This is a genomic window from Shinella sp. 20P9.1.1 (assembly GCF_057798995.1).
On sequence record NZ_JBYOLC010000007.1, the window covers coordinates 92,332 to 110,699 of the forward strand.

Genomic DNA, 18,368 nt, shown 5'->3' on the forward strand with positions numbered 1-18,368 from the left:
CGGGAGAGACTGAATGTGTCACGCCGGGCGCCGTTCCTCTCGGCGTCCGGGTGATGGCATCAGGCGCGCTTCTGCCCGACGCTGCGGCCGGCTCCATCCGGCGTCGGCAGCTTGGCGTGGGCGTCGGCGATCAGCTTGATCTCCGCCAGCACCTCCGCCGGCGCATCGACGCTCTTGCCCGCCTTGCTGTCGACATGCAGCATCATCTGCTCGGCGGTGGCGATGACATCACCGGTCGCCGCGTCGTGGATGCGGGTGAAGTAGTGCAGGCGCTTGCTGTCGGACGCGAGAATCTGCAGGGTCGTATAGAGCGCCTGGCCGAGCTTGGCTTCGCCGAGATGGCGGATGTGGGTTTCCACCGTGTAGTAGCTGTGGCCGGCCTCGACATAAGCGAAATCGACGCCGATCAACCGCAGCAGCGCGTCCGACGTGTCGCCGAACAGCTGGAGATAGCGGTGCTCCGTCATGTGGCCGTTGTAATCGACCCAGGCCGCATTGACCTTGGTGTCAACCAGGCGCAGCGGTTCGCTTGCGGAAACCTCGACCTTCGCCTTGCCGGCCTTGGCCCAGAGATGTTCCTCGAAATCGGCGAGCAGTTTGCCCGACCCCCAGCCCTTGCCATCGTCGCCGGCCTTGAGCGCATGCATGATGCCGACGAGGTTCTGGTCGCGGATGCGCTCCAGCTCGCGGATGCCGCGTGCGCCGGACTGGGCATCCGATTGGTCGGCGATCTTGTTGACCAGTTCGTCATTGAGATCGACGACATCGGTGAGCTTCGTCCACGGCCAGGACAGGCAGGGACCGAACTGGGCGAGGAAGTGGCGCATGCCGGCTTCGCCACCGGCAATGCGGTAGGTCTCGAACATGCCCATCTGCGCCCAGCGCATGCCGAACGAATAGCGGATCACGTCGTCGAGCGTTTCGGTGTCGCAGATGTCGTCCTTGATGAGCCAGAGGCCTTCGCGCCAGACGGCTTCGAGCAGGCGGTCCCCGACGAAGGCTTCGATTTCCTTCTTGATGATCACGCCCTTCATGCCGATCGGCGCGAGCTTGGCCTTGGCCGCTTCAAGCGTCGCCTTGCTCGTCTTCTCGCCGCCGACGAGTTCGGCGAGCGGTAGCAGATAGACGGGATTGTAGGGATGCGCCACGAACAGGCGTTCGGGGTGCTTCATGTCGCGTTGCAGGTCGGTCGGCATCAGGCCCGAGGTGGACGAGCCGATCAGCGCATCGGGCTTTGCTGCCGCGTCGATCTGGGTGATGACGCCGCGCTTCAGCTCCAGGCGTTCCGGCACGCTTTCCTGAATCCAGTCAGCGTCTTGGACGGCTTCTTCCAAGCTCTTGCAGAAGGTCACTTTGCCCTTCGGCGGCAGCGGCGCCATGGTGAGCATGCCATAGGCGCGCTCGGCATTGGCCATCACCTCGCCGATGATGCGCTCGGCTTCCGGATGAGGATCGAAAATCTTGACGTCGATGCCGGCGAGCGCGAAGCGCGCGACCCAGGCACCACCGATGACGCCGCCGCCGACGCAGGCTGCCTTGTTGATCTGGCTCATTTCGGTGCCCGCTTCTGGAGTTTCAGCTTCTCGCGCACTTCGGCCGGGCCGATGATCCGGGCGCCCATGCTTTCGACAATGTTGACGGCCTTTTCGACGAGCTGCGCATTGGTGGCGAGCTGGCCCTTGCCGACATAGAGGTTGTCTTCCAGGCCGACGCGGACATTGCCGCCGGCAAGGATGGACGCTGCCGGATAGGCCATGGCGTTGCGGCCGATCGAGAAGGCCGAGAACGTCCAGTTGGCGGGCACGTTGTTGACCATCGCCATGAAGGTGTTGAGATCGTCGGGCGCGCCCCACGGAATGCCCATGCAGAGCTGGATGAGGACCGGATCCTCGATCACGCCTTCCTCGACCAGCTGCTTGGCGAACCAGAGATGGCCGGTGTCGAAGGCTTCGATTTCCGGGCGCACGCCGAGATCGGTCATCATCTTGCCCATGGCGCGCAGCATCGACGGCGTGTTGGTCATCACGTAGTCGCCGAGCGAGAAGTTCATCGTGCCGCAATCGAGCGTGCAGATTTCCGGCAGGCATTCGGCGACATGCGAAACACGCTCGGTCGCGCCCACCATGTCGGTGCCGACGGGGTTGAGCGGCAGCGGCTGTTCGGTGTTGCCGAAGATCATGTCGCCGCCCATGCCGGCGGTAAGGTTCAGCACCACATCGACTTCCGCATCGCGGATGCGCTCGGTCACTTCGCGATAGAGGTCGTTGCGGCGGCTCGGTGCGCCGGTTTCCGGATCGCGGACGTGGCAGTGCACGACGGCAGCACCCGCCTTGGCGGCGTCGATGGCCGATTCGGCGATTTGCTTGGGCGAGCGCGGAACGTGGGGCGATTTGCCGGCGGTATCGCCGGAGCCGGTGACGGCGCAGGTGATGAAGACATCACGGTTCATGGCTAAGGGCATGTGGTCTCTCCCAGAATTCTTGTTGGGTCCATTACGAGCCAAGAGAAGGCGCAGTGCTTTCACTTTTCGGATCCATCCTTGACAATTCGAGAGATGAAAAAGCAGGATGCCGCCATGCTCGATCCATCCGCCGATACACTCGACATCGATATTCTCGTGCTGCCCGAGACGAACCTCATCCTCGTCGCCTCGGTGATCGAACCCTTGCGCGCGGCCAACCGCATCTCCGGCCAGGACCTCTATCGCTGGCGCATCTTCTCGCCGGATGGCGCGCCGGTGGAGACGCGCAGCCGCATTCCCGTGCCCGTCGACGGCGTGTTCCGGCCGGAGAAGGAGGTCCATCCGCTCTTCGTGCTCTCGAGCTATCAATGGCAGATGAGTGCAACGCCTCTGTTGCGACGCCAGCTTTCGCAGACGTCGCGCTACCGCTCCATGATGGCGGGCATCGAATCGGGCAGCTGGCTGCTTGCCGAGGCGAGCCTGCTCAACGGTCATTCCGTGACTGTTCACTGGGAGGACATGGAGGAATTCGCCTCGCGCTATCCGCAAATCGCGGTCATGCGCGAGCGCTACGTCATCGACGGCAAACGCATCACCACCGGCGGCTCATTGCCGACGCTCGACCTGATGCTGGAGATCATCCGCCGCCGGCAGGGCTATTCGCTGGCGCTCGAAGTCTCGCGGCTCTTCATCTACGAACACGAGCGCACGGGTGGTCTTCTGCAAGTGCCGGCGCTCGGCAACATGCGCGTCGCCGACCAGCGCGTCAGCCAGTCCGTGCGGCTGATGGAGGAGACGGTGGATGCGCCGCTCACCCTGACGCGGCTCGCCAAGCGCGTCGGCATCAGCGCCCGCCATCTCCAGGATCTCTTCCAGGAATCGATGGGCGTTGCCCCCCACCAGCACTATCTGGCGCTGCGCCTCAACGCCGCCCGGCGCAAGGTCATCGAGACCAAAGCCGAATTCGCCGACATCGCCGCGCTCACCGGCTTCAATTCCTCCTCCGCCTTCTCGCGCAGCTACCGCGCGCACTATCACGAGAGCCCGACGGAGACCCGGCGGCGGCTGAGGGCGGGGGCTAAGGGTTAGGACTTCGCGAGCAGCTTTACCATCGTCTCCGCCGCCTGCCGGGAGAGCGCGTCGCGCGGCCAGACGAGGCTAAGGGATTGCTGGTAGGCGGCGTCGAGCGGGAGCAGTGTCGGCGGTGGGGTGATATTGGCGACGGAGTGTTCCGGCAGCACCGAGAGATGGCCGTGGTCCAGCACGAGATTGATGATGACGGGGATTGAATCGACCTCGACCAGCGTCAGGCGTGAACGTTCGGCTGGAGAAAGGGTCGCTTCCAGAAAGCGGTCCGTCATCTGGCGCAGTCCGCTCCTCGGGCTTGGAACGGCGATGGGATAGCGGCGCAGCAGGGCGGCGAGGTCCTGCCGCTCGGCGTTGTCCAGCGCGCGCGGGGCGGCGAGGGCCAGTTGAGAGCGGCCGATCAGCTGTCCGTCGAATTCAGCGGGAAAGCGGTCCGTGTCGAGCAGGATCAGGTCGAAGCGGCGATTTTTGAGCCCGGAGACGAGTTCGTCTGCGGTGGTGGAGGACAGAAAGAGCGGCTGGCGGGGCCGTGCGCTTCGCCATTCCACGGCAAGACGCGCCAGCATGGCGGCGATCTCGCTTTCGTGGCCGAAGGGAATGATCGTGCCGAGCCGCCAGGTGGCGGCGCTGCGGCGGAAGCGCTCGGCGGAGGCGGCGAAGAGCTGTTCCCAGGCCGCACCGATGCCTTCGGCAAGCACGAGCGCCTCCAGGCCTTCAGGCGTGCAGCTTATGCCGGATGCCGAACGGTCGAGCAGTTTGCAGCCGATGGCCGCTTCCAGATGGCTGAGCTGGCGGGTGAGTTGCGGTTGGCCGAGGCCGAGGCTTTTGGCGGCGGCGTTGATGCTGCCGGCGCGGGCCGTGGCTGCGAAACGGGCGAGGGCGGTGAGCGGGATGGTGCCGTCGCCGTCGCCGAGCGCGGTGAGTGCCGCGGCGGCGCGGGCGATCTCGGCGAAGCGCGGCAGGCGGGCTTCCGCCTCGAGAGTCGGCACAAGGGCCTGGCCATCGCGGCGCACCAGCGGCACGGACAACACGGTCTCGACCCGCCGAAGGGCGGCACTTGCGCTGGAGGCCGGGCGGCGGCAGGCGACCGCTGCCCTGCGGATGCCGCGTTCTTCGAGAATGCTGTGCACAAGGCAGAGAGTGGATAGATCCACGGGCGGGTCCTTCGGCTTCTTCCTGGCTGTTCGACCTATAGCATGAACCGTGCGGGTTTTGGGATATACGCTCCGTTCAGGTTCCGCATAACATCCACACGCAATTCCTGATGCAAACCGCATCTGACTGCCTCGGTATTGCCTCGGAAAAACAGGCTCTTTGAAACATGCTCGCTTCCGCCGATACGCTCTATCTTACCGGCCAACCGCTCGATTTCGCCACGCTGGAGGCGATCGGCACGGGTGCGCGGCGTCCGGTGGCCTGCGAGATCGGCATGGGCCGTGTCGGCACGTCGCGTCTTGTGATCACCGACCGTCTCGCCACGGGCCTGCCGATCTACGGCGCCAATACCGGCGTCGGGTCGATGAAGGACAAGCTCTGGACGGCGGACGATCTCGTCGAGTTCAACAACAATCTCGTCAAGGCCCACCATTTCGGCACCGGCGAGCCCTTCACGCTGCCCATCGTGCGCAAGGCGATGGCGATCCGCGTCAACACCGCGCTCGGCGGCTATTCCGGCTGTAGCCCGGAGCTGATCGATGCCTTCCTGGCGCTGCTCGAAAAGGACGTGGTGCCCGTCGTGCGCCGGCATGGCTCGATGGGCTGCGCCGATATCGGCCTGATGGGGCAGATCGCCGCCGTCATGACCGGCGAGGGCGAGGCCTGGTATGGCGGCGAGCGCCTGCCGGCGCCGGAAGCGCTGAAGCGTGCGGGCCTGAAACCATACCTTATGCAGCCGCGCGATGCGCTGGCGGCGCTCAGCGTCAACGCGATCTCGCACGCCGCCGCCGCCAATGTGGTGCGCGAGGCGGCAAAGGCGATCCGCAATCTGATGGTGACGGGCGTGCTCTCGTCGCTGGCGCTCGGCGCTTCGGCCGATCCGTGGCGGGTGGCCGCAAGGCTTTCGGCCCATGGCGAGGCGCTGGCCGGCACCTGGTTCGAGGCGCAGGCGACCTCCGGTCACTGGCCGAAGCCGTCGGCCATCCACGATCCGCTGAGCCTGCGCATGACGGCCCAGGTTTTCGGCGCGTGCCTGGATACGTTGATGACCGCCGCCGAGCGGCTCGTCGAGGCGACGGCACAGTCGGACGACAACCCCGTCGTGATGGACAATCACGTCATGGCCTCGGGCGGCTCGTTGCCGCTCTCGACCACGCTCTATGTCGAGGCGGCGCAGACCGGGTTTGCCCATCTTGCCCGCAATGTGCTGAACCGCTGCGTGCTGCTGTCCAACGGCGTGCGCCGCAATCTGCCGGTCAATCTCGTTGCCCCCGGCGAGGCGGCCACGGGGTTCGGCCCACTGCTGAAGCTGGCTGTCGAACTCTACATGCGCATCCAGTCTCTGGCCGTGCCGATCTCGGCGCAGTCCATCGTGGTGGCCGGCGGGCTGGAGGAGGAGGCGACCTTCCTGCCGCTCATCGTTGAGCGCATGGAAAGCCAGGTGCGGGACCTGCGCCAGCTCGCGGCCCTGGAAGCCATGCTCTCCGCCCAGGCGATCGATCTTTCCGGCGACAATGTCGAAGGCGTTGCCGCCGTCGCCTACCAGCGTACGCGGGCGATCAGCCCCTTCTACCGCAAGGACCGGCCGCTCTCCGCCGAAATCGAGGCGCTCGACCGCGACCTTGCCAGCCCCGAAGCGCTCGCCGCCTTCGTCGATGCTGCGCCGATGGCTGACGTCGACAGCTTCTTTGCCCTGAAACCCTGAGGATATTCCGATGGCCGATTTCGATCTCGTTCTGAAAGGCACCGTGGTTCTGCCGGACCGCATCGTCGAAGGCGGCCATGTCGCGGTGCGTGACGGTAAGGTGGTGCATGTCGGCCAGGGCGCGATGCCGGCGGCCAAGGAGCGGCACGACCTCTCCGGCGCGCTGATCCTGCCCGGTGCCATCGATGCGCAGGTCCACTCGCTCTCGCAGAAGAACCAGGAGGATTTCATCTGGTCAACACGGTCGGCGGCGGCCGGCGGTGTCACCACCATCGTCGACATGCCCTATGACGAGGGCAATCTCGTCTGCTCGGCCGAGGCGGTGAAGATCAAGGTGGATCATGCATCGCCGCAGGCGCGTGTCGATTTCGCGCTCTATGGCACCGTCGATCCCGAGGAAGGACCGGCGCGCATCGCCGAAATGGTCGAGGCGGGCGTCGCGGCCTTCAAGTTCTCCACCTTCGGCACGGATCCGAAGCGCTTTCCGCGCATTCCGGCGGCACTGCTGGAGGATTGTTTTCGTGCCATCGCGCCGACGGGGCTGACGGCCGGTGTGCACAACGAGGACGACGAGGCGGTACGCGCGGCGATCGTCAAGGTGAAGGCGGCGGGTATAACCGATTACCGCGCGCACGGCCTGTCGCGACCGCCGCTGACGGAGCTGCTCGCTTCCAACCAGATCTATGAAACCGGTGCCGAAACGGGCTGCCCGGCCCATGTCGTGCATTGCTCGCTCGGCCGCGGCTACGAGATCGCCGCGGCCTATCGTGCGCAGGGTTTTCGCGCGACCATCGAATGCTGCATCCACTATCTTGTTCTCGACGAGGAGAACGACGTCGCCCGGCTTGGCGGCAAGGCGAAGATCAATCCGCCGATCCGCCCGCGCGCCGAGGTGGAAAAGCTCTGGCGCCATGTCGCCGCGGGCAATGTCACATTGGTTTCGACGGACCATGTCAGCTGGTCGGAGGACCGCAAGACCAATCCGGACATGCTGGCGAATGCCTCCGGCGTGCCGGGGCTGGAGGTCATGGTGCCGCTCTTCGTCAAGGGTGCGCTGGAGCGCGGCATTCCGTTGACGCGCGCCGCCGAACTGATGACGCTGAACCCGGCCCGGCATTTCCGGCTCGACCATGTGAAGGGTGCGCTGGAAGCCGGCAAGGATGCGGACATCACCGTGCTGACGCCCGAGCCCTATACCTATGACGCGGCGGCAAGCGGCAACAATGTCGTCGGCTGGTCGCCCTATCACGGCATCCGGCTGCCGTGGCGTGTCTCCGCGACCTATTTGCGCGGGAAACTCGCCTTCGACGGCACGAAGGTGCTTTCCGAACCCGGCACCGGCGCCTTCGTGCGCCCGCTGCCGACACTCGTTTCTACGGGGGCCTGATCATGGCCCGCGCGAGCAATCTGCCGGTCGATCCCGCGCGCATCGCGGATGTGATCGACGGGCTGGCCAAGCTCACTGAGCCCGGCCGGCCCTACACGCGGCGTGCTTTTACCGCTCTGTTCCCGGCGGGGCGGGATTTTCTCGACGAAAGGTTTCGGGCCGCGGGGCTCGAGACACGCGTGGATGCCGCTGGCAATCTCATTGCCCGGCGGCCGGGCAAAAAGTCCGGTCTCGGCACGATCATGCTCGGCTCGCATTCCGACACGGTGCCGGATGGCGGGCGTTATGACGGCATTGCCGGTGTCGCGGTGGCGCTGGAAGTGGCGCAGGCCCTGGCCGATAAGGGCATCGACCTGGATCACGATCTGGAGGTCGTCGATTTCCTTGCCGAGGAGGTCTCGATCTTCGGCGTCTCCTGCATCGGCAGCCGAGGGATGGCCGGCGTGCTGCCTGCGGACTGGCTGTCGCGCGAGCGGGACGGGCTGACGCTGGAGCAGGGTATTCGCGCTGTCGGCGGCGATCCCGCGCGTATTGCCGCCGAAGCGCGCAAGGATATCGCGGCCTTTCTCGAATTGCATATCGAGCAGGGGCCGGTTCTGGAGACCGAAAAGCTGGATATCGGCGTGGTGACGGCGATTGCCGGGATCACGCGCATCGAGATCATTGTCGAGGGCCGGGCGGATCATGCCGGCACGACGCCGATGGGATCGCGCGCCGATGCGCTAGCCGCCGCTGCCCGGCTGGTCTCGGGCATCGAGGCGCTGGCGAAATCGCTCTCGGAAGGGCCGGGCCATTTCACGGCGACGGTCGGCGAATTCTCCATCGAACCGAATGCCGCCAATGTGGTGCCGTCGCGCGCCCGCCTGCTGATTGATGCGCGGGCGGAAGAGCGCAATGCGATGGACCTCTTCGTCGCCTCGGTCGATCAGCTTGCCGATGGGATCGCGCGGGAGACCGGCACCGCCATCGCCGCGCCGCGCCGCATCTCCGACAACATGCCGACGCCGGGCGATCCGCTGCTGCTCGATGTGCTGGACGCGGCCTGCGAGACGGCCGGCGCCAGCCATCGGCGGATGGCCTCGGGCGCGGGGCACGACACCGCCTTCATGGCGAAAGTGACGCGGTCGGCGATGATTTTCGTGCCGTGCCTTGGCGGTCGCAGCCATGCGCCGGAGGAATTTGCCGAGACCGACGATATCGCGCTCGGGGCGGCGGTGCTTTTTAATGCAGTGATTCAGCTGGATGAGACATTGAGTCAGGAGAGCGTCTAATGGGCCGGATTTTAAAGGAAAAAGACGTCGAGGCGGCGGTCAAGGGCGGCTCGGTCTATGCCGCCGGCGGTGGCGGCTGGGCCGATCATGGGCGCATGCTCGGCTATGCCGCGGTGTCGATCGGCAAGCCGGAACTCGTCTCCATCGATGAACTCTCCGATGACGACTGGGTGGCGACGGCTGCCGCCATCGGCGCCCCGGCCTCGACCACGCCCTGGGAAATGCGCGGCGTCGATTATGTGAAGGCGGTGGAGCTTCTGCAGGAGGCGCTCGGCGAAAAAGTCGCAGCGTTGATGGTCGGCCAGAACGGCAAGTCCTCGACGCTGAACGGCTGGCTGCCCTCGGCCATCCTCGGCACCAAGGTTCTGGATGCCGTGGGCGACATGCGTGCGCATCCGACCGGCGACATGGGCTCGATCGGCATGGCCGGCTCACCCGAGCAGATGATCCAGACGGCCGTCGGCGGCAATCGCGACGAGAACCGTTACATCGAGCTCGTCGTGCGCGGCGCGACGGCAAAGGTCTCGCCGATCCTGCGCACCGCCTCCGATATGTCCGGCGGCTTCATCGCCTCCTGCCGCAACCCGCTGCGCGCCTCCTATGTGCGCAAGAATGCGGCGCTCGGCGGCATCTCGCTGGCGCTGACGCTTGGCGAGGCGATCATCGCGGCGGAAGGCAAGGGCGGCTCGGCGATCATCGACGCCATCGTCAAGACGACCGGCGGCGCGATCCTCTCCGAGGGCGTGATCACCGACAAGTCGGTGGTCTATACTAAGGAGGCCTTCGATATCGGCACGGTGACGGTCGGCAAGGGCGACACCGCCTCAGTGCTGCATGTCATGAACGAATATATGGCGGTGGAATCGGCGGACGGAAAACGCCTTGCGACCTTCCCCGATGTCATCACCACGCTGTCGCCCGAGGGCGAGCCGCTGAGCGTCGGCCAGCTCGAGGTCGGCATGAGCGTTTTCGTGCTGCATGTGCCGAAGTCGATCATCCCGCTCGCTTCCAGCGTGCTCGATCCGACGGTCTATCCCTCGGTCGAAAAGGCGATGGGCATCGATCTGGTGAGCTACGCTCTCGCTTGAGGCAAAGCTGAAAAAGATACTTGAGGAGACGTCCATGCCCAAAGCCAATCCGCGCCATCCGAACTATCCGATCCCCAGCGGCGATGTGCTGCGTGCCAAGGGCTGGCGGCAGGAGGGGCTGTTGCGGCTGCTCGAAAACGTGCTGTCGGTCGGCGAGGACCCGGACAATCTCATCGTCTATGCTGCACTCGGCAAGGCGGCGCGCAACTGGGCGGCGCACCGGGCCATCGTCAAGGCGCTGACCGAGATGGACGAGGACCAGACGCTGGTCATCCAGTCCGGCAAGCCGGTCGGGCTCTTGAAGACCCATGCGAAGGCGCCGCTCGTCATTATGGCGAATTGCAACATCGTCGGGCAATGGGCGAAGGCGGAGGTTTTCTATGACCTCCAGCGCAAGGGGCTGATCTGCTGGGGCGGGCTGACGGCCGGCGCCTGGCAATATATCGGCAGCCAGGGCGTCATTCAGGGCACCTATGAAATCTTCATGCGCATTGCGGAAAAACGGTTCGGCGGCAGCCTGGCCGGTCGTTTCATCCTGACCGCCGGGCTTGGCGGCATGGGCGGCGCGCAGCCGCTCGCCGGGCGCATGGCGGGGGCGGCCATTCTCTGCGTCGATATCGATCCGGCACGTGCCGCCGCCCGCAAGGCGGTCGGCTATCTCGAACATGTGGCGCCAGATCTCGATACGGCGCTCGCCATGATCGACGAAGCGGTGAAGGAAAAGCGCGCGACCTCGATCGGCCTCGTCGGCAATGCGGCGGAGATTTATCCGGAGATCGCCCGGCGCGGAATCGTGCCCGATATCGTCACGGACCAGACCTCGGCGCACGATCTTGTCTATGGCTACGTGCCGAAGGGCATGAGCCTCGATCAGGTGAAGGGCCTGCGTGATGACGGACAGGGGCAGCTGATGGCGGCAAGCCGCGCTTCGATCGTCGAGCATGTCTCGGCCATGCTGGAGTTCCAGAAAATGGGCTCGGAGGTCTTCGACAACGGCAACCTTATCCGCACCCAGGCGCGGGAGGGCGGTGTGGCCGCTGCCTTCGACATTCCGATCTTCACCGAAGCCTATCTGCGTCCGCTCTTTGCGCGTGCCATCGGGCCGTTCCGCTGGATGGCCCTGTCGGGCGAGGAAAGCGATATCGCCCGCATCGACGATCTCGTGCTGGAGATGTTCCCGGACAATTTCATCGTTACCAACTGGATCCGCCTTGCCCGCGAGAACGTGCCCTTCGAGGGCCTGCCGGCACGCATCGCATGGCTCGGCCATGGCGAGCGCACGGAGCTTGCACTGGCGGTCAACAAGCTGGTGGCATCGGGTGAACTCAAGGGGCCGATCGCCTTTTCGCGCGACCATCTCGATGCCGGCGCCATGGCGCATCCGAACATCATGACGGAGCGCATGAAGGATGGTTCCGATGCCATCGCCGACTGGCCGCTGCTCGATGCGATGCTGCTCTCATCCTCCATGGCCGATCTCGTCGTCATTCACTCCGGCGGCGGCGGTTATGCGGGTTACATGACGAGCTGCGGCGTGACGCTGGTGGCCGACGGCACGGCCGGCGGGGCAGAGCGACTGCAGCATGCGCTGACCAACGATACATCGTTGGGCGTAATCCGCTATGCGGACGCCGGCTACGAGGAATCGCTCGACGAGATCGAAAAGAAGGACATCGGCTATGTCAGGATCGGTAACGCCTGACGGGCTGCCGGACACGCTTTCGTGACCGAAACCAGCAGGAGTAGTGAAGGTAAGTGCCGCTAAGTGCCGGAAATATCACGGCCGGCGTAAACCTTGCATTTAACATTTCGCGGTAATCTTCCGTTAGTAATTCCGTCTGCGTGCTGTGGGCGGGGGCTTCGGTTTGTTTTGCGTGCGAGTGCCTATGCGTCTTTCGGTCCTGACAGCGATCCTGCTCGGCTGCGCCTCCATGGCGGGCTGTGCTTCGAGTTCCAATCCAGAGACTGCCCTGTCGATAAAACCGTCCTCGGAAGTCACAAGCTCCGTGAAGGCGGGGCCTGTGCCGGAAGTCGCGGTCGGCGAAGGCAAGGTAAAGGCTGAGGGCGGTGCTGACATGCTCGCCTGGGCCGGCGCCATGCCGGAAAACCACGTCTTCGAAACCATGGAAAAGCAATCGGCCGTTCCCGAGACGCGGCCGGAGAATGCTGTCTTCGCTGTCGAGCCTTCCGTCGGGCGCTCGGCCAAGCGCTCGCGCGTCTATAGCCAGCAGTTCCGAGATGCCAAGCCGATCAACTTCGGCAAGCGCGCGCCGAAAAACTACCAGGTGCATGGCGTCGATGTTTCGCGCTGGCAGGGCGATATCGACTGGATGAAACTGCGCACGCAGGGCGCCAACTTCGCCTTCATCAAGGCAACCGACGGCGGCGATCATCTCGACCCGATGTTCCAGAAGAACTGGCGTCTGGCGAAGGAGGCTGGCATCCGGCGCGGCGCCTACCACTTCTTCTACTGGTGCCGCGTGGCAAGCTCGCAGGCCGAATGGTTCATCCGCAACGTGCCGCGCGATCCCGACGCGCTGCCGCCGGTCATCGATGCCGAATATAACGGCGATTCCGCCTGCAAGGCGCGTCTCTCGCGGGCCAAATATGTCGAGAAGATCAAGGTTTTCGCCGAGATGCTGGAGCGCCACTACGGCAAGCGTCCGATCATCTACACGGCGCCTGATTTCTATGAGGACAATCTCTCGGGCGAACTGACGCAATATCCGTTCTGGCTGCGCTCGGTCGCAGCCCATCCCTCGAAACGCTACCCGAATCGCCGCTGGACCTTCTGGCAATATTCTGGCTCGGGACTGTCGCACGGCGTTTCCGGCAAGATCGACCTCAATGTCTTCGCCGGCAGCGAGAACGACTGGCACAATTGGCTCGCCGGCCAGTATGGCACACGCACGGCCAGCGCTAACTGATCGCCAATCGGCTTAACGGGACGGTCTATTTCTGTCTTTGCGGATAGATCGTCTCGCCGCGTTTCAGCATCTCCACGAAAGCCTCGATCCGCCGCTTGCGCGCAGCCTCCGTCTTGACGTTGTGCACGCGAAAGGCCAGCGCGAAGCGGTTCTGCTCGGTCAGTTTGCCCAGCATTTCCTTGGCCGCAGGTTCTGCATCGATGGCGGCCTGGAAATCGACGGGGATTTTCAGGTCCTTGCCGCTGCCATAGGCCTTGTCCCAGCGCCCGTCGGCCTTTGCGGCCTCGACGTGTTTCAGGCCATGTTCCGTCATCCGCCCGCTTGCGATCAGCCGGCCGACAGTGTCGACGTTTTTCTTGCTCCACACGCTTTTCTTGCCGCGCGGGCAGTAGCGCTGGAAGAAGCTCTTGTCGTCATGGCTCTTGCGGATGGCGTCGATCCAGCCCCAGCAAAGCACGGCCTCGATCGCCTCTTCGGAGGTGATTGACGGCAGGCCGGAGGCCTTCTTGTGGAGCTTGATCCAGACCTCCGGCGCGCTGGCATGGTTCTCGGCGAGCCAGCGATAGAAGCTGTCGAGATCGACAAATTCGCGGACATGCGCCGGATTGATTTCCACAGGGGCCATCGTGTTTTCCTCATTCTGCCGGGCCGGGCGTGGCTGCTTTGCATCGCCTCGGTGAAACGAAGGGCCGATGCCGAAGATGTGAAGCCCGTTCTTCTTGCCAGCCACCCGACGCTTTGGATAGCCATCGGCCTTAACCCGTCTATCCCATTGGAGTCCTATCGAGAATGTCTACGGTATGCACTTTGTCGCGCAGAGCCTTCTTCCTTGGCGCCGCCGCGACGCTTGCGGGCTGCGCGACCACGCAGCCGTCGACCAAGATCGTTCCGGTTCCGCAGAAGGTCCGCTATCCCATCACGCCCGCCACGGACGAGGAACTGGCCGCACGCTATGCCGCGCTGGAAGACGGCGGCCACCAGATCCCGGCCATTCCCTATACGCAGATCGATCCGAAATATTATCGCCAGCGCGTGCAGGACCCGACGGGCGAGGCCCCCGGCACCGTGGTCGTCGATACGCCCAACCGCTTCCTGTATGTCGTGGAGCCGGGCGGCACGGCGATGCGCTACGGTGTGGGCATCGGCCGCGATGGCTTTGCCTGGGAAGGCGAAGGCGTCATCCAGTGGCGCCAGCCCTGGCCGCGCTGGAAGGTGCCGGCCGACATGATCGCCCGCACGCCGAGCCTTGCGAAATATTCCGTCGAGAACGGCGGCATGGAGCCGGGCATCAAGAACCCGCTCGGCGCGCGTGCGCTCTATATCTTCCAGAACGGCAAGGACACGCTCTATCGCCTGCACGGTTCGCCGGACTGGAAGTCGATCGGCAAGGCGACCTCGTCGGGCTGCGTGCGCCTGATCAACCAGGATGTGCTCGATCTCTACAAGCGCGTGCCTTACCACGCGCGCATCGTGGTGCATCAGGGCTCGCTCGGCACGCCAGCCGGCGTGTAAACTTTCCTGTTGACGCAATTCCGGACGCAAAACCGCTTCGCACTTTTGCTGGAATTGCTAGGTCACCGTCTCACCACCATCGACCACGAGAATCTGGCCGGTCATGTAGCTTGACCGGTCGGAGACGAGGAAGAGGATCGGCTCGGCGATCTCCTCCACATCGGCCCAGCGCCCCATGGGCACCTTTTCCTTGATATAGCTTTCGATCGCCTCGCGTCCGCCCATCTGGGCGATGAAGGGTGCGTTGAAGGGTGTGTCGACCCAGCCGGGGCAGAGCGCGTTGACGCGGATGCCGTGGCCCGCATAGTCGCCGGCCATCTGCTTGGTCATGGCGATGACGGCGTGTTTGGTCGTCGTATAGGCGATCATCTCGCGGTCGTAGAGCACGCCGGACGAAGAGGCGGTGTTGAGGATCACGCCCTTCTTCTGCGCTTTCATGACGGGCATCACGTAACGCGCCGCCATCAGATGGGCGCGCACATTGAGGTTCCAGGAGAAATCCAGCCCGTCGATCGGCACGGTTTCGAGATCGCCGGCCACCTGCGCGCCGGCATGGTTGTGTAAGATATCGATGCGGCCGTGGCGCGATAGCACCGAGGCGACCGCCATCTTCAGCTCCACATCGTCGGTGACGTCGACGATGACGGTTTCCGCCTTGCCGCCCTCGGCGCGGATGAAATCGACCGTTTCCTGCGCGCGCGTTTCGTCGAGATCGGCGACGCAGACGGTGGCGCCCTCGCGCGCCATGATGCGCGCGCCGGCCCGGCCGATGCCGGAGCCCGCTCCGGTGACGATGGCGACACGGTTCTTCAGGATCATCGGTCTCACTCCCCGGCAGGCGATTTCTGGGTTTTGTCCCGCATCAGAAGGCGGGAGATCAGGATGAGCAGCAGCGAGGCGACCAGCACCATGGTGGCGATGGCGTTAACCTCCGGCGTCACGCCGCGGCGGATCGAGGCGAAGACGTAGATCGGCAGCGTCGTCTTCGAGCCCGCGACGAAGAAGGCCACGATGAAATCGTCGAAGGAGAAGGTGAAGGCGAGCAGGAAGCCCGACAGCACCGAAGGCAGGATCTGCGGCAGCACGATATCGCGGAAGGTGGTGAGCGGCGTGGCATAGAGATCGGCGGAGGCTTCGACGATGTCGCGGCCAAGCGTGGCGATGCGCGCCTTCACGATCATGGTGACGAGCGCCATGGTGAAGAGGCCGTGGGCGGCGATGATGGAGCCATAGCCGAGGCCGAGCTGGGGCGGCGCCTCACCCGGCCAGAGAGCGGCGATGGCGGGGTTGATGGCGCCGAAGACGGCGACCAGGGCCACCAGCGTCGCGATGCCGATGACGACGCCCGGCACGACGATGGCGGCGGCCAGCAGGCCGTCGAAGATCGCACGGGTGCGGGCACCCAGGCGCTCCAGCCCGAGTGCGGCCATGGTGCCGAAGACGGCGGCGAGCGTGGCGCTGACGACGGCGATGATCAGGCTATTCTGCAACGCCGTGACGAGGAACGGATTGGCGAGTGCCTTGCCATACCATTGCGCGGAGAAGCCGGTGAACTCGCTCGCATTGCGCCCCGCATTGAAGGAGAACAGCACGACGAGCGCGATCGGCGCGTAGAGGAAGAGATAGACGGAGGTGATCAGCGCGCGCATCAGATGAGATCCACCTGTCTGGTGCCCGATATGCGCCAGGCGATGCGCATGGCGACCATCAGCACCACCACGACGATGGCGACGAGCGTGACGGCAATCGCCGAACCGAAGGGCCAGTTGCGCGATTGCAGGAAGAGATCGACCAGCGCATTGCCGATGAAGAAGACCTTGCCGCCGCCGAGCAGCTGCGGGATGAGATATTCGCCGAGCAGCAGGATCGTCACCAGCGCGACACCCGTCATGACGCCGGGCAGCGACAGCGGAAGGGTCACGGAGAAGAAGGTGGAGACCGGCTTTGCGCCGAGATCGGCCGAGGCTTCGAGCAGGCGGCGGTCGAGCTTTTCGAGGCTGACATAGATCGGCATGATCATCAGCGGCAGGTAGCCATAGACGATGCCGAGCAGCACTGCACCCGGCGTGTTGAGCAGGCGCACATCCGCAATGCCGATCATGTCGAGCAAGTTCGGGATGCCGCGCGAGCCGAGAATGTACATCCAGGCATAGGTGCGCACCAACAAGCTCGTCCAGAACGGCACGACGACCAGCGAGACCAGCAGCAGCCGGTGACGCGGGCTCGCCTTGACGGCGAGGTAATAGGCCGTGGGATAGGCGACGACGAGGCAGAGGAAGGCGCCGACGGGCGCGAGCATCAGGGTGTTCCAGTAGGCGGCGGAACGGGCCGGCAGGTTCAAATATTGCGCGAAGGTGAACGCCGCCTGATAGCCGCCCGCCGGTCCGCGCTCGCCGACGGAGAAGACCACCATGGCGATGAACGGCAGCACGAGAAAGACGAACAGCCAGAGCGACGCCGGCGCCAAAAGCGCCGTCGTCACAAGCCGTCTCTTTGCCGTCATCGTCAAAGCCATGGGAAATCCGTGTTGTGTCTGGAGAATACCGGCCCCCGTCCGGTCCGCGCGACCGCTCCTTGCGGAGCGGCGGGCGGGGGCCGTTACGCTTTAAGCCGACTTGAAGCGTGCCATCAGTTCAGCGCGTGCCGGATCCGTCAGGGTCACGGCGGCGCCGAACTCCAGCGGGGTGAGTGCCGCTTCGTCCGGATAGACGATCTTGTTGCCTGTGATCTCGGCCGGCAGCAGCGCGAGAACGCGGCTGTCGGTGGTCGGCGCGCCGTTGGCGATGTGCTCCTTCACGGCGTTTGCCGGATCCATCAGGAAGTTGAGCAGCGCATAGCCGGCCGGCTTGTTGGTGGCGCTCTTCGGGATCGCGTAGAAATCCGACCAGATCTCGCCGCCATCCGTGCCGAGCGCGAACTGGATTTCCGGGATGTCGCGGTTGAGCTGTGCGCCGTCATTGGTCCAGCACATGGTCATCCAGGCATCGGTGGCGCGCATGGACGGCTGGTAGTCGCTGTTGATGGCGTACAGATGCGGCTTGACCTTGATCAGCAGCTCCTCGGCTTTGGCGAGCTCTTCCGGCTTGATGGAATTGAACGAGAAACCGAGCGAGACCAGTGCGTTGCCGATGGTGGTGAGCTGGTAGTCGTGCACCATGGCACGGCCGGTGGCCTCGCCCTGCGCGACCTCGAAGAACTCCTTCCAGCTCGTGACCTTCGACTTCACCTTGTCGGAATTGAAGGCGATACCCGTCGTGCCCCAGTTCTTCGGCAGGGCGAAAACCTTGCCGTCGACCGTGCCCTCATTGGTGAAGCGGGTGTTCTGGGTCTTGGGATCGAAATTCGGCACCTTGGAAAGGTCGATCGGTTCGATCAGGTCGAGGCCGGCATAGGTGGAGATCGTGTAGTTCGTTGGCACGAACAGGTCCCAGCCGGTGCCGCCGGCCTGGAGCTTCGCCAGCATTTCCTCGTTCGAGCCGAAGACGTTGACCTCGACGGCAACGCCTGTCGCCGCCGTGAAGGCCTCGAAGGTCGCCGGATCGTGGTAGTTCGGCCAGGTCGCGAGCGACATGGTGGTGCCCAGGTCTTCGGCATAGGCCGGCGAGGCGAAAAGGCCGGGCTGGCGGGCGAGCACGGCCGCGGCAAGGCCAAGGCCGGTAATACCGAGAAAGTGGCGGCGGCTGACGGAGCCACGTTTCAGCCGCATGAACTCGTCCGTCAAATCACGGGCGCTGATCGGGGCATTCTCTCTGAACCATTTCGACATCACACTGTTC

Annotated in this window: 16 protein-coding genes; 8 read left to right on the forward strand and 8 right to left on the reverse strand. The window is 64.6% G+C overall.

Features of this window, described 5'->3' with window-relative positions:
- Positions 1-59: 59 nt before the first annotated feature.
- On the reverse strand, positions 60-1,553 hold the full coding sequence (locus tag AC27VQ_RS13965) for a carnitine 3-dehydrogenase (RefSeq protein ID WP_488716734.1): 1,494 nt from the start codon (positions 1,551-1,553) through the stop codon (positions 60-62).
- Entirely contained in the window at positions 1,550-2,461 is a 912-nt protein-coding gene (bcoG, locus tag AC27VQ_RS13970) for a 3-dehydrocarnitine:acetyl-CoA trimethylamine transferase BcoG (RefSeq protein WP_488716735.1), read from the reverse strand. Before bcoG ends, AC27VQ_RS13965 begins: the two co-directional genes overlap by 4 nt.
- A gap of 114 nt (positions 2,462-2,575) precedes the next feature.
- On the opposite strand from bcoG, the gene AC27VQ_RS13975 reads away from it, so the two are divergent.
- A complete protein-coding gene (locus AC27VQ_RS13975) occupies positions 2,576-3,550 on the forward strand; it encodes a GlxA family transcriptional regulator (protein WP_488716736.1) in 975 nt (324 codons plus the stop codon).
- Here AC27VQ_RS13975 and AC27VQ_RS13980 read toward each other — a convergent pair.
- Positions 3,547-4,701 carry a LysR family transcriptional regulator gene (locus tag AC27VQ_RS13980; RefSeq protein ID WP_488716737.1) on the reverse strand — a complete coding sequence of 385 codons (1,155 nt, stop codon included), beginning with the start codon at positions 4,699-4,701 and terminating at the stop codon, positions 3,547-3,549. The genes AC27VQ_RS13975 and AC27VQ_RS13980 overlap by 4 nt on opposite strands.
- A gap of 167 nt (positions 4,702-4,868) precedes the next feature.
- Between AC27VQ_RS13980 and AC27VQ_RS13985 the strand changes: the two genes are divergently transcribed.
- From AC27VQ_RS13985 to AC27VQ_RS14010, 6 genes are all read left to right on the forward strand, one after another.
- Complete coding sequence (locus AC27VQ_RS13985) at positions 4,869-6,407, forward strand: aromatic amino acid lyase (protein ID WP_488716738.1); 1,539 nt, start codon at positions 4,869-4,871, stop codon at positions 6,405-6,407.
- 10 nt (positions 6,408-6,417) lie between these two features.
- Entirely contained in the window at positions 6,418-7,794 is a 1,377-nt protein-coding gene (ertD, locus tag AC27VQ_RS13990; RefSeq protein WP_488716739.1) for a hydantoin-5-propionate amidohydrolase, read from the forward strand.
- A 2-nt stretch (positions 7,795-7,796) separates the two neighbouring features.
- Positions 7,797-9,065, forward strand: coding sequence for a Zn-dependent hydrolase (locus AC27VQ_RS13995; protein ID WP_488716740.1), 1,269 nt, complete (start codon positions 7,797-7,799; stop codon positions 9,063-9,065).
- The gene (ertC, locus tag AC27VQ_RS14000; protein ID WP_488716741.1) at positions 9,065-10,153 is read left to right on the forward strand and encodes a thiohydantoin desulfurase; all 1,089 of its coding nucleotides are present in this window, start codon (positions 9,065-9,067) and stop codon (positions 10,151-10,153) included. The genes AC27VQ_RS13995 and ertC overlap by 1 nt, the downstream gene beginning before the upstream one ends.
- 34 nt (positions 10,154-10,187) lie before the next feature.
- Positions 10,188-11,855 carry a thiourocanate hydratase gene (gene ertB, locus AC27VQ_RS14005; RefSeq protein WP_488716742.1) on the forward strand — a complete coding sequence of 556 codons (1,668 nt, stop codon included), beginning with the start codon at positions 10,188-10,190 and terminating at the stop codon, positions 11,853-11,855.
- A 184-nt stretch (positions 11,856-12,039) separates the two neighbouring features.
- Entirely contained in the window at positions 12,040-13,080 is a 1,041-nt protein-coding gene (locus tag AC27VQ_RS14010) for a glycoside hydrolase family 25 protein (protein WP_313532293.1), read from the forward strand.
- A gap of 25 nt (positions 13,081-13,105) precedes the next feature.
- On the opposite strand, the gene AC27VQ_RS14015 is transcribed toward AC27VQ_RS14010, so the two are convergent.
- Positions 13,106-13,705 carry a YdeI/OmpD-associated family protein gene (locus AC27VQ_RS14015; RefSeq protein ID WP_488716743.1) on the reverse strand — a complete coding sequence of 200 codons (600 nt, stop codon included), beginning with the start codon at positions 13,703-13,705 and terminating at the stop codon, positions 13,106-13,108.
- A gap of 164 nt (positions 13,706-13,869) precedes the next feature.
- Between AC27VQ_RS14015 and AC27VQ_RS14020 the strand changes: the two genes are divergently transcribed.
- Positions 13,870-14,592 carry a L,D-transpeptidase gene (locus tag AC27VQ_RS14020; protein ID WP_313532296.1) on the forward strand — a complete coding sequence of 241 codons (723 nt, stop codon included), beginning with the start codon at positions 13,870-13,872 and terminating at the stop codon, positions 14,590-14,592.
- Positions 14,593-14,649: 57 nt separating this feature from the next.
- On the opposite strand, the gene AC27VQ_RS14025 is transcribed toward AC27VQ_RS14020, so the two are convergent.
- From AC27VQ_RS14025 to AC27VQ_RS14040, 4 genes are all read right to left on the reverse strand, one after another.
- Entirely contained in the window at positions 14,650-15,411 is a 762-nt protein-coding gene (locus tag AC27VQ_RS14025; RefSeq protein ID WP_117366595.1) for an SDR family NAD(P)-dependent oxidoreductase, read from the reverse strand.
- Between the two features lie 5 nt (positions 15,412-15,416).
- Positions 15,417-16,241 carry an ABC transporter permease gene (locus AC27VQ_RS14030; protein ID WP_488716744.1) on the reverse strand — a complete coding sequence of 275 codons (825 nt, stop codon included), beginning with the start codon at positions 16,239-16,241 and terminating at the stop codon, positions 15,417-15,419.
- A complete protein-coding gene (locus AC27VQ_RS14035) occupies positions 16,241-17,107 on the reverse strand; it encodes an ABC transporter permease (protein ID WP_421591428.1) in 867 nt (288 codons plus the stop codon). Before AC27VQ_RS14035 ends, AC27VQ_RS14030 begins: the two co-directional genes overlap by 1 nt.
- Before the next feature lie 90 nt (positions 17,108-17,197).
- A complete protein-coding gene (locus AC27VQ_RS14040) occupies positions 17,198-18,358 on the reverse strand; it encodes a polyamine ABC transporter substrate-binding protein (protein ID WP_488716745.1) in 1,161 nt (386 codons plus the stop codon).
- Between the last annotated feature and the right edge of the window lie 10 nt (positions 18,359-18,368).